This is a genomic window from Streptomyces iranensis, assembly GCF_017874715.1.
In the GTDB taxonomy this organism is placed as follows: Bacteria; Actinomycetota; Actinomycetes; order Streptomycetales; family Streptomycetaceae; genus Streptomyces; species Streptomyces iranensis.
In genome coordinates, this window is the sequence record NZ_JAGGLR010000057.1 from 1 (window position 1) to 10982 (window position 10982).

The 10982-nt window shown below is 72.8% G+C and carries 11 protein-coding genes; 5 read left to right on the forward strand and 6 right to left on the reverse strand.

The features are described 5' to 3' along the window. Positions 1–454: 454 nt before the first annotated feature. From J2Z30_RS48965 to J2Z30_RS48985, 5 genes are all read right to left on the reverse strand, one after another. Positions 455–1567 carry a sensor domain-containing diguanylate cyclase gene (locus J2Z30_RS48965; protein WP_044581836.1) on the reverse strand — a complete coding sequence of 371 codons (1113 nt, stop codon included), beginning with the start codon at positions 1565–1567 and terminating at the stop codon, positions 455–457. Between the two features lie 380 nt (positions 1568–1947). Continuing rightward, the gene (locus J2Z30_RS48970; protein WP_044574157.1) at positions 1948–2742 is read right to left on the reverse strand and encodes an enoyl-CoA hydratase/isomerase family protein; all 795 of its coding nucleotides are present in this window, start codon (positions 2740–2742) and stop codon (positions 1948–1950) included. 158 nt (positions 2743–2900) lie between these two features. Then, entirely contained in the window at positions 2901–4439 is a 1539-nt protein-coding gene (locus J2Z30_RS48975) for a cytochrome P450 family protein (RefSeq protein WP_044574154.1), read from the reverse strand. 413 nt (positions 4440–4852) lie between these two features. Continuing rightward, on the reverse strand, positions 4853–6031 hold the full coding sequence (locus J2Z30_RS48980) for an adenylate/guanylate cyclase domain-containing protein (RefSeq protein ID WP_020870727.1): 1179 nt from the start codon (positions 6029–6031) through the stop codon (positions 4853–4855). Positions 6032–6176: 145 nt separating this feature from the next. Continuing rightward, positions 6177–7064, reverse strand: coding sequence for a biotin--[acetyl-CoA-carboxylase] ligase (locus tag J2Z30_RS48985; protein ID WP_044574148.1), 888 nt, complete (start codon positions 7062–7064; stop codon positions 6177–6179). A 239-nt stretch (positions 7065–7303) separates the two neighbouring features. Here J2Z30_RS48985 and J2Z30_RS48990 point away from each other — a divergent pair, with 239 nt between their 5' ends. From J2Z30_RS48990 to J2Z30_RS49000, 4 genes are all read left to right on the forward strand, one after another. Further along, entirely contained in the window at positions 7304–8902 is a 1599-nt protein-coding gene (locus tag J2Z30_RS48990) for an acyl-CoA carboxylase subunit beta (protein WP_209469189.1), read from the forward strand. Between the two features lie 31 nt (positions 8903–8933). Further along, a complete protein-coding gene (locus J2Z30_RS48995; protein WP_044574146.1) occupies positions 8934–9140 on the forward strand; it encodes an acyl-CoA carboxylase epsilon subunit in 207 nt (68 codons plus the stop codon). A gap of 94 nt (positions 9141–9234) precedes the next feature. Continuing rightward, positions 9235–9366 (forward strand): morphogenic membrane protein MmpB, encoded by a 132-nt coding sequence (mmpB, locus tag J2Z30_RS51245; RefSeq protein ID WP_020870724.1) that lies wholly within the window; start codon positions 9235–9237, stop codon positions 9364–9366. Positions 9367–9416: 50 nt separating this feature from the next. Continuing rightward, the gene (locus J2Z30_RS49000) at positions 9417–10022 is read left to right on the forward strand and encodes a Maf family protein (RefSeq protein WP_044574144.1); all 606 of its coding nucleotides are present in this window, start codon (positions 9417–9419) and stop codon (positions 10020–10022) included. A 61-nt stretch (positions 10023–10083) separates the two neighbouring features. Here J2Z30_RS49000 and J2Z30_RS49005 read toward each other — a convergent pair whose 3' ends face one another. After that, the gene (locus tag J2Z30_RS49005; RefSeq protein ID WP_308280301.1) at positions 10084–10536 is read right to left on the reverse strand and encodes a hypothetical protein; all 453 of its coding nucleotides are present in this window, start codon (positions 10534–10536) and stop codon (positions 10084–10086) included. A 345-nt stretch (positions 10537–10881) separates the two neighbouring features. Between J2Z30_RS49005 and J2Z30_RS49010 the strand changes: the two genes are divergently transcribed. Then, positions 10882–10982: biotin carboxylase N-terminal domain-containing protein (locus J2Z30_RS49010; RefSeq protein ID WP_158786612.1), on the forward strand; the 101-nt coding region annotated here is incomplete at its 3' end.

The following is a 10982-nucleotide window of genomic DNA, read 5'->3' on the forward strand; positions in this document are numbered from 1 at the left end:
CGATGGCCGTCTGTCTATCTGGGCCCTCACCCCGACGCCGAGGAAAACCCCCGGATCAGGCGGAACCCGGTACACCACTTCCAAAGACGCAACCCCCAGCCCCGGTGAGGGCCGGGGCCCAGCCCCGGTGAGGGCCGGGGCCCAGCCCCGGTGGGGGCCGGGGGCCTGCCCCCGGATTCGAGAAGGGGCGGGGTGGGGGACTGGCCGCGCCACAGCCCTGCGGAACTCGGGGACCGAGCGCAAGCGGGGGCCGGGGCTCAGCCGCGGTGGGGGCCGGGGCCCAGCCCCGGTGGGGGCCGGGGGCCTGCCCCCGGATTCGGGAAGGGGCGGGGCGGGGACTAGCCGCGCCACAGCCCCGCGGGACTCAGGGACTCAGCCTCAGCAGGGGTCGGGACTCAGCCGCGGTGGGGGTCGGGGGCCTGCGTCCGGGATTGGGTGGAGGCGGGGTGGGGGGCTAGCGGCGGCCTCGGAAGCGGCGGCGTTCTGGGGGGTGGGCGGGTGACGTGTCGGCGAGGCGGATCACCGCGTCCTCCGCGCCGCCATCCCGGCCCGCCACAACCGGCTTCAGCGAGCGCGCCGCCTTCGCCCGGTACTGGGCCGCGTCCGCCAGGCGGAAGAGGCGGCGGGCCGACGGCACGGGGCCGATCGGATCGCCTGTGGAGGCGATCCCGCAGGCCACCCCCTCGCCCAGCTCCAGCTCCGCCGCCCGCCGGCACAGCTCGTCGGCCACCCGGACCACCTCATCCGCCGGGGGCCCGACCCCCAGCAGGCAGAACTCATCGCCGCCCAGCCGGGCCACTAGCGCCCCGGGCAGCATCGCGCCGCATATGGACAGCAATGAGCCGAACCGTTCCAGCAAGCGATCGCCGACCGCATGGCCGAGGGTGTCGTTCACCCGCTTGAGGCCGTTGAGGTCGCAGACCACGAGGCTCACCACCGTGCCGTCCGTGTGGTGCGCCTCCAGCGCCTCGTCCAGCCGTATGTCCACCGCCCGCCGGTTGCCGAGGCCCGTCAGCGGATCGGTGAAGGCGAGGCGGCGGGCTTCCTCCAGGCGCTCGGTCTGGGCCAGCCCGGCGGCGGTCACCGAGGCCAGCACGGTCGCGAAGTCGGCGTCGTCGCGGTCGAAGACGGGCCGTCCGGCCGCCCTGGCCACGTACAGCTCGCCCCACGCCCGCCCGTGCAGCACGATCGGGGCCACCACACAGCTGCCGCGGCCACGCCGCCGCAGCGCGGCCACCCTTCCCCAGCTACCGCTGGGCGGGGCCGAGCCGACGCCGACGCCGGTGCCCACGCCCTCGGCCGTCTCGACCCAGGCGTGCGGCTCCCCGCCCGCGGCCCAGTGCTCATGTACGAATTCGGCGATCTCCGGGAAGTCGTGCACCGGATACGACTCGTCGTCGGGCAGCCGCTCCTCGCCCGCCATCAGCTCGCCCACGTTCACCAGGACCCGTAGCCGCCCCCGCTCGCGCTCCCACATCGAGATCGCCGCGAAGCTGCCGTCGAGGGCGCGGCGGGCCGCCTCGGCCGCCGCGCCCATCGACTCCTGCGGGGTGTGCGCCGCCGCCATCTCCTGAGCGAGCCGCACGACGGCCCGCAATCGTCCGTCGACCCCACCGGGCCGTCCGCCGATCTCCCCGTTGTCCGTCACGACGGCCTCGCATTCCTCACGGCCATGCATCGTTCGCTCTGCTCTCCAGCGTAAGAACGTCGAGAACAATCCGCTGCGGGCCGTTCACCCCGGGTATCCGAGCGAACGGTCACCCCCGGTGGCCGCTTCGCTCCCCCCGGGCCGGGGCCACTCCCCGGATCCGGTCAACTTCCCCGGTCCGGGTCCGGTACTCCTGCCGTACTCACCCGTCCGGCGTCCGGGGCCACTGGCCACCGCCTCCCGGCCCGGGGTCGGTGCCCCGCCCGGCCCGGGGTCGGTGCTCCGCACGGTCCGGGTCGTCACTCCCCCGGCCAGTTCGCCGGACGCTTCTCGTTGAACGCGGCCACACCCTCCGCACGGTCCCCGGAGAAGGCCACCGTCCGCCACGCCGCGTCCTCGACTTCCAGACCGGCCCGCAGATCCAGCCCGTGCCCCAGCCGCAGCGCCTTCTTGGCGGCCCGCACGCCGACCGGGGAGTTGGCGGCGATGCCCCGGGCCAGTTCCAGCGCCTCGGCCCGGTCCTCGCCCTCTGCCGTCAGCCGGTCCACCAGGCCCAGCGCATGGGCCTCGGCGGCGGCCACCCGGCGCGCGGAGAAGATCAGCTCGGCGGCGCGCGCGGCGCCCACCCGGCGCGGCAGCAGCTGGGTGCCGCCGCCGCCCGGGATCACCCCGACCGACACCTCGGGCAGCCCCACCACGGCGGTGGGGTCGGCCACGATCACGTCGCACGACAGGGCGAGCTCGAAGCCGCCGCCCAGCGCATAGCCGTGCACCGCGGCGATGGCGGGCATCGGCAGCTCCAGCACCCCGGTGTAGGCAGCGCGGGAGACCGGCCGGTGCCGCATCATCTCGGCGTCGGTGAGCGAGTTGCGCTCCTTCAGGTCGGCGCCCACGCAGAAGGCCCGCTCATGGGTCGAGGTCAGCACCACGGCCCGGACGTCACGGTCCTCGGACAGCGCAGCGCAGGCCGCCGCGATGGAGCGCGCCATCTCCGACGAGACGGCGTTCATGGCCTTGGGCCGGTCCAGCACCAGCTCGGCCACGAAGCCGTCCCTGCGGACCGCGACCCACTCCCCGTACCGCTGCTCACTCATCACACACCCTCCCGGTTAACGACCGTGAACACACTGCCCGCGATCATTCCAGCTCCCCGGGGCGTGCGGAACCTGTGAGCGCCCGGACAGGCCCCACGGGGTGTCCGGCGGGTCTTTCCCCCTCCCCACCGCAGGCGTCAAGACCCGTCGGACAGGCCCTAGCGGGCCCGCCGCCACCGGTTCAGGAAGCCCAGCTGGACCGACTGCCGCTGCCCGTCCTCCGCCTGCTGCTCCGGCTCCGGACCCGCCCCCGGACCCGACCCCGGCTCGGTCGGGGCCTCAGTCGCGGACGCCGCGGCGGTGGCGAACGGCAGCGAAATCGGCGGGATGGGCGGCAGCGGAGGCATCCCCGGCGGCATCTCCTGCCGCTGACCCGCCGGCCCCGGCGGGCCCGGCTCCCCCGGGCGGGCGGCGGGCGGCGCGCCGCGCCGACTCCCCGGCCTGGGAACGGGAGCGAACCGCACCGGCAGCGTGATCAACCCCCGTACGAAGATCCCGGACAGCCACTTCAGCTCCTCGGCCTCCCCGGCGAGCGCCAGATCGGGGATGCGGTCCAGCAGCTTCTCCAGCGCTACGGAGGCGATCAGCCGGGCCGAGGACCGGCCGGGGCACGCGTGGGCGCCCGCGCCGAACGCCAGATGGGCCCGGTTGCCCTGCTTGTGCGGGGATCGCAGCAGGGCGTCCCGGTTGGTCGCCGCGAAGCTGATCATCACGGCGTCGCCCGCGCGCAGCCGCTTCCCGGCGAGGTTGGTGTCGTGCACCGGGAAGTAGAGCCCCATGTTGGCCAGCGGCGGGTCCGTCCACAGCACCTCGTCCAGGGCGTCCTCGACGAGCATGCTGCCGCCCATCAGCTCGCCCGAGAACCGCTGGTCGGTGAGGAGCACCCGCGAGGCGTTGCCGATCAGACCGGGCACCACCCCGGTCACCATCCCGATCAGCAGCAGCAGCTGCTCGACCAGTTCCTCGTCGCTCAGCCGCGCAGGATGGGCGATCAGCCAGGAGGTGATGTCGGCGCCCGGCTCGCGCCGCTTGAAGTCGATCAGCTCGCGCAGCGCCGCGCCCGAGGTCCGGTCCCCGCCCAAGGGGTCCGAGCCGTCGATGAACGCCGCCACGCCCCGCAGCAGCCGGTCCATGATCTCCTGCGGGCAGCCGAACAGCTGGCTCGTCACCATGATCGGGACCAGTGCGCAGTACGTCCCGATCAGCTCGGTCTCGCCCGCCTCGCAGAACTGGTCGATCAGCGAGTCGGCGATCCGCTCGACATAGTTCCGCAGGGCGCTGGAGTCGATCCGGCCGGTGGCGTCCTCGATGGCGCCGCGCAGCCGCCGGTGCTCCTCGCCGTCCACGAAGTCGACCCGCGGCCGGTCCCTGATGACCTGCGGGGCGTAGCTGGACTCCGGCAGCAGGCCCTCGTTCCTGTCCCGCCAGTGGCGGGGGTCCTTGGAGAAGGTCTCGGGGCGCCGCATAACCTCCAGCGCCGTGTCGTACCCCAGGCACAACATGGCCGGTACGCCTCTGTCCAGCTCCACCGGCGCGAGCGGGCCGTGGGCCTCGCGCAGCCGCCGGTAGACCGCGAAGGGGTCCGCACCGAACTCGGGCGCGTGGAGCGGTTCGGCACCGGTCTCCCCGTGGGCGGGACAGCCCGGCGGAGGTAAGGCGCCCGGACGCCGAGCACTTGAATCGTAAAGCTGGGTCACACGTGCTCCTGGACACCGCCGGGCCCACCCCGCGGGCGGACGCGGACGGTGCTACTTCGACGACAGAACCTGGGATCCACCGAGTGGATCTTGCGCACGTAGGCTAGCCCAACAGGTTCCGCGCCGCGCCCAGTTCAGTGATCCGGTCGGCGCCACCGGAATGATCCGGCCGGAGCCGCGGGAACGATCCGGACAGACCTACTGGAGCGATCCGGACAGAGCCGCGGGAATGTTCCGGACGCGCCTGCCCGGAGGGAATCCTGACGCGCCCGCACCGCCCGCGCCGCACGCGACCACCCGCGCCGCCCGCACCACCCGCACCGCCCGCACCACCCGCACCGCCCGCACCACCCGCACCGCCCGCACCGCCCGCGACCGCCCGCCCCGCCCGCGACCGCCCGCCCCGCACGGGCTCACGCGCGACGGCTCAGCAGCCACGGCTCCACGACCCCGAGGCCACGCACCGGCCGCTGCCACATCGGCTGCAGCGCGAAGCGGTACGAGGGCGGTTCCTCGCCCTCCTTCTCCGCCGCGGCGGCCGCCTCCGCGGCCTCCGCCTCCGACACCGGGGCCTCCCCGGTACGGCTCAGCTCCTCGGCGAACGCGCCGTCCACCAGGACCGCGTTCTTGGGGGCTATCGACGTCAGCCGGCTGGCCAGGTTCACCGTCGTGCCGAAGACATCGCCCATCCGCGTCGTGACCGTGCCGAACGCGATCCCGACCCGCAGCTCGGGCATCGTCTCGTCATGCGTCAGCGTCTCGATCAGGCGCAGCGCGATCTCGGCGGCGATGCCCGCGTCGTCGGCCGCGTAGAGCACCTCGTCACCCAGTGTCTTGATCAGCCGCCCGCCGTGCGCCGCCACCAGGTCGGCGGCCGTGGTCTCGAACGCCTCGACCAGCTCGCCGAGCTCCTCCTCCTCCAGCCGCCGGGTCAGCCGGGTGAAGCTCACCAGGTCCGCGAAGCCGACCGCCAGCCGCCGGTCCACCATCTCGACGTCGTCCGCCGCCTGCACCACCCGGCCGGTCGCGGCCGCGAGCTGGCGCCGGTAGACGTAGACCAGGAACTCCTCCAGCTCCGGCAGCAACAGCTCGACCAGCGGATAGGCGATCTCGGTCCGGGTCATCCCGGTCTCCTGGGGGTCGGTGAGCCCCTCCAGGAAGGAGTCGATCTGCCAGTCGGCGAGCCGGGCGGTGGTCTGGCCGGTGGAGCGGGCCACCTGGATGGCCATCGGCTCGCTCAGCAGCCCGGCCTCGACCAGACCGGACAGCCGCCGCAGCGCCAGTACGTCGGCCTCGGTCAGCGCCTTGGCCTGGCCGATGTCGGCGAAGCCCATGGCCCGCCAGAAGCGGGTGGCCAGCTCGACCGAGACGCCCGCGCTGCGGGCGGCCTGGAAGGGGGTGTAGCGCCGCTCGGCGCCGAGGATCAGCTGCTCCAGCCGGAGCGCGATGGGGTCCGGCTGGTCCTCGTCGTCGGGGGTCTCCGCGGCGGCGCTCTCCCGCGCCCCGGTGTCCCGTACGGCCCCGTCGGGCGCGGCGGCGTCCAGCACCTCGCGCTCCTCGGCCGTGCCGGAACCCGCGTCGTCGGCGGTCACCGCCCGCCCCCTGTCCGATCCCTGCGCACTGCCCTTCGTTCCCTCTTCCCGGCCCGGTCCCGAGCTCGCTCACAGCCGCCCCGAGCTGGACCGACCGCGACCACGATACGTCAGGTGTGCCGTAGCTCACTCTTGCGCGGGAGGGTCACTCCTCCCTCGGTACGGAGCGTAGATGCACGATGTCCCCGGCGGAGACCGGCTCCTGAACCCCGCCTTCTGTGGCCAGAACCAAACGCCCGTCGCCGTCGATCGCGACCGCCTCGCCGACGCGCTCCCGGCCGCCCGGAAGCTCGGCGCGCACCTGGCGCCCGAGAGTCGCACAGCCCGCCGCGTACGTCTCCTGGAGGCCGCTCGGCCCGGGGTCGCCCTCGAAGCGGCGCCACTCCCCGTACCACTCGGCGATCGAGCGCAGCACGGCCCGCAGCAGCGGATCGCGGTCGGTGGAGACGGCGTTCGCCAGGGCCAGCGACCCGGCGGTGGGGACGGGAAGTTCACCGGCGCGCAGCGAGACGTTCAGCCCCATGCCGATCACCACCGCGTCCCCGGCCCGCTCGGCGAGGATCCCGCCGAACTTCCGCTCCTCGCCCGCGACCGTCACCAGCAGGTCGTTCGGCCACTTCAGCGCGGTGTCCACGCCCGCCGTACGGCTGAGCGCCCCGGCGGCCGCGACCCCGGCCAGCAGCGGCAGCCAGCCCCAGCGCTCGGTGGGCACCCCGGCGTCGCCGGGGCGTAGCAGGATGGAGAAGAAGAGCCCGGACCGGGCCGGGGCCGTCCAGGCGCGGTCGAGCCGGCCGCGCCCCGCGGTCTGCTCCTCGGCGATGAGCAACGCGCCCTCGGGGGCTCCGGCCCGCGCCCGGGTGACCAGATCCGTATTGGTCGAGCCGGTCGCCCGCACCACCTCGAGCTCGGTCCACAGCCCGCCGGGGCGCACCAGCCCCCGGCGCAGCGCGGCGGCGTTCAGCGGTGGCCGCTCCAGGTCGGACCAGCGTCCGCGCGCGTCACCTGGGCTCCCTGAGGTGTCAGAAGGCGTCATGGGAGCCAGCCTAGGGTCAGGAGGTGTGGCCAACGACGCACTGCCGCCAAGCGGTACCGCCGATACGCTACGTGCCGGTAGCCCAGCCGGCGCAAAGCCGCCGAACGGTCCGGAACCCCCGGAGCCCGGCAGGCCCCCGTCTGATCACGATCACGACCCGTACGACCCCGTTCCCCGCCTTCCCCCGATCCTGAAGACCCGCCCTATCCACCCCCAGGACGAGCAGGAGCCGCATCCCGATGTCCACCGAGCCGGAGACCGCCCCCGAGATTCCAGACCGCCACACCACCGCGGGGAAGCTCGCGGACCTGCAGCGCCGCATCGAAGAAGCGACCCACGCCGGGTCCGCGCGCGCGGTGGAGAAGCAGCACGCCAAGGGCAAGCTGACCGCGCGCGAACGCATCGACCTCCTTCTGGACGAGGGGTCCTTCACCGAGCTCGACGAGTTCGCCCGGCACCGCTCGACCAACTTCGGCATCGACCAGAACCGGCCCTACGGGGACGGGGTCGTGACCGGTTACGGCACGGTCGACGGCCGCCCGGTGGCCGTGTTCTCCCAGGACTTCACGGTCTTCGGCGGGGCGCTCGGGGAGGTGTTCGGCGAGAAGATCGTCAAGGTCATGGACTTCGCGCTGAAGACCGGCTGTCCGGTCGTCGGCATCAACGACTCCGGTGGCGCCCGCATCCAGGAGGGCGTGGTCTCCCTCGGCATGTACGGCGAGATCTTCCGCCGCAACACCCATGCCTCCGGGGTGATCCCGCAGATCAGCCTGGTCGTGGGCCCGTGCGCGGGCGGAGCGGTCTACTCCCCGGCGATCACCGACTTCACGGTGATGATCGACCAGACCTCGCACATGTTCATCACCGGGCCGGATGTGATCAAGACGGTCACGGGTGAGGACGTCGGCTTCGAGGCGCTGGGCGGCGCCCGGACCCACAACACCACCTCCGGTGTCGCGCACTACATGGCCGGGGACGAGAAGGACGGCATCGAGTACGTCAAGGCCCTGCTGTCCTACCTCCCCTCCAACAACCTCTCCGAGCCCCCGGCCTTCCCCGACGAGGCCGATCTGGAGGTCTCGGACGAGGACCGGGAGATGGACACCCTCATCCCGGACTCGGCGAACCAGCCGTACGACGTGCGCAAGGCCATCGAGCACGTGCTGGACGACAACGAGTTCATGGAGACGCAGGCGCTCTTCGCTCCCAACATCATCACCGGCTTCGGCCGGGTCGAGGGCCATCCGGTGGGCATCGTGGCCAACCAGCCGATGCAGTTCGCCGGCTGCCTGGACATCGACGCCTCCGAGAAGGCCGCACGCTTCGTGCGCACCTGCGACGCGTTCAACGTGCCCGTCCTGACCTTCGTGGACGTGCCCGGCTTCCTGCCCGGCACCGACCAGGAGTACAACGGCATCATCCGGCGCGGCGCCAAGCTGATCTTCGCCTACGCGGAGGCCACCGTCCCGCTGATCACGGTCATCACCCGCAAGGCGTTCGGCGGCGCGTACGACGTGATGGGCTCCAAGCACCTGGGCGCGGACCTCAACCTGGCCTGGCCGACCGCGCAGATCGCGGTCATGGGCGCCCAGGGCGCGGTCAACATCCTCCACCGGCGCACCATCGCCTCCTCCGACGATCCGGAGAGCACCCGCACCGAGCTGATCGCGGACTACGAGGACACCCTGCTGAATCCGTATATCGCGGCCGAGCGGGGGTATGTGGATGCTGTGATCATGCCCTCCGAGACCCGTCGCCACATCGTCCGCGGCCTGCGGACCTTGCGGAACAAGCGCGAGGCGCTGCCCCCGAAGAAGCACGGCAACATCCCCCTCTAGCCCCCTAGCCCCCTAGCGAAGGGCTGTTCCCATGATCCGCATTGTCCGGGGCAACCCGACCCCCGAGGAGTTGGCCGCCGCTCTGGCGGTGGTGCAAGCACGCGCGGCGGCCTCCATGGCCGCTGCGCAGACCGAGGACGATCCGGAGGAGTGGTCCGACCCGGCCCGCACCGTCCCCAGCCACCGGGTGCCGCACCCGGGTCCCAAGGCCTGGCGCACCACCTACTGGCCCGCCTGAGCGGCCCGCGGCGGGCCGGATGGCAGCTTCGCGCCGGGGCGCCTGAGTACGCGTACTCAGGCGCCCCGCCGGCTCCGGCCTCAGGATCGGATTCATGCTGTGGTCCGAGCCGCCCGATGAGCCGCCCGAGGAACTGCGGCGCGCCGAGGCCATGCTCCGACGCGCCCGCACCGTTCTGACCGTCTCCGTGCTGCTGGCGATGTGCATTCTGGGGATGTGGCCCTAGCCAGGCCCTGGCCCGCGGGCCTTCTCCGGGAGCGGCTTACCCTGGTGCGCATGACTGCGCAGCGCACTCTCGTCCTCGCGTCCGCCTCGCCCGCCCGGCTCGGGCTGCTGCGGCAGGCCGGGCTGGCACCGAAGGTGATCGTCAGCGGGGTGGACGAGGACGCGATCGGCGCCGAGACCCCCGCCGAGCTGGCCCGGGTGCTGGCCGAGGCGAAGGCCACCGCCGTGGCCGGGCTTCCGGAGACGGCCGGCTCGCTCGTCGTCGGCTGCGACTCGGTGCTGGAGCTCGACGGTCAGGCGCTCGGCAAGCCGGTGGACGCCGAGGAGGCCACCGCCCGCTGGAAGTCGATGCGCGGCCGGGCCGGGGTACTGCGCACCGGGCACTGCGTGATCGACACGGCGAGCGGCCACCGCACCTCGGCCACCGCGTCCACCACGGTCCGCTTCGGCGAGCCGACGGACGAGGAGATCGCGGCGTACGTCGCCAGCGGCGAACCGCTGCACGTGGCGGGCGCGTTCACGCTCGACGGCCGTTCGGCGCCGTTCATCGACGGCATCGAGGGCGACTCCGGAAACGTGATCGGGCTGTCCCTGCCGCTGTTCCGCCGGCTGCTCGCCGAACTGGACGTGCGGATCACGGACCTCTGGAACGACTAGGGAATTCCGGCTAGGCGTTTCCCTGGACCTGCCTCAGGTCCTTCCCTGGATCTTTCCCGGCTCAGGCCGGGCTGGGGGCGTCGTGGCCGCCGCTCGCGGCCTCGGCGGAGGGCTCGGCGGGCGGCTCCGCCTCGTACCCCAGCAGGCTCAGCACGATCAGCCCCAGCACCACCATCATGAACGCGAACGCCGCCCAGCCCACCAGGCCGACCGAGAACGCGCCCAACAGCCCGTGCACCACCGCGCAGGTGATGAGCAGGATGCGGGCCAGGCGGCCGGGGGCGCGGTCGCGTACGGCGGTGCGCAGCAGCACCACCCCGCACACCAGCAGATAGAGGCCGAAGAGGCCGCCCGCCACCCACGTCCCGATCGACATCGCGTCGGTGTCCATGCCGCCCAAGGACATCTGCTGACGGTCCACGACCAGGCCGAGGATCCAGTTCAGCAGCGCTATGCCGACCGCCTCGACCATCAGCGTCACTGCCGCCACCGCGGCCACTGGTCTGCGCGCCACCGCGATCCCCTCCCACTCTGTCAGTGCCGAAGCACGCTACTAACCGGTAAGCGTCGCCACAAGAGGTACGGACGAGCTGAACGCCGTGGCAAAGTTTCCGCCCGGCATTCGTAGGGTCTCCACAAAGAAACATGAAGCGCCGCAGCACGGCGTGCCAGAGACCTTGCCCACATCGCGGACCGCGCCTCCGCCCCGAAAACCGGGCGTACCGTGGAGCGACGGGGGATCCGGACGTTCGTCCAACGCGAGGTTCACGCTCCGTGTGGTCAAGCTCACGCCCGGGGTCTGCTCGGCGCGAGGTGTCGCCTGTACCTAAACTCGGCTTGTTTCAAGGAGGGAGCCATCGTGCGCAAGGTGCTCATCGCCAACCGTGGCGAGATCGCTGTCCGTGTTGCCCGTGCCTGCCGGGATGCCGGGATCGCGAGCGTAGCCGTCTACGCCGACCC

Bases quoted from the DNA above. Each gene is read 5' to 3' on its own strand.
- J2Z30_RS48965 (WP_044581836.1), bottom strand. From the start codon at position 1,567: ATGGCGGCGGCGCACACCCCGCAGGAGTCGATGGGCGCGGCGGCCGAG.
- J2Z30_RS48970 (WP_044574157.1), bottom strand. From the start codon at position 2,742: ATGAGTGAGCAGCGGTACGGGGAGTGGGTCGCGGTCCGCAGGGACGGC.
- J2Z30_RS48985 (WP_044574148.1), bottom strand. From the start codon at position 7,064: ATGACGCCTTCTGACACCTCAGGGAGCCCAGGTGACGCGCGCGGACGC.
- J2Z30_RS48990 (WP_209469189.1), top strand. From the start codon at position 7,304: ATGTCCACCGAGCCGGAGACCGCCCCCGAGATTCCAGACCGCCACACC.
- J2Z30_RS48995 (WP_044574146.1), top strand. From the start codon at position 8,934: ATGATCCGCATTGTCCGGGGCAACCCGACCCCCGAGGAGTTGGCCGCC.
- mmpB (WP_020870724.1), top strand. From the start codon at position 9,235: ATGCTGTGGTCCGAGCCGCCCGATGAGCCGCCCGAGGAACTGCGGCGC.
- J2Z30_RS49000 (WP_044574144.1), top strand. From the start codon at position 9,417: ATGACTGCGCAGCGCACTCTCGTCCTCGCGTCCGCCTCGCCCGCCCGG.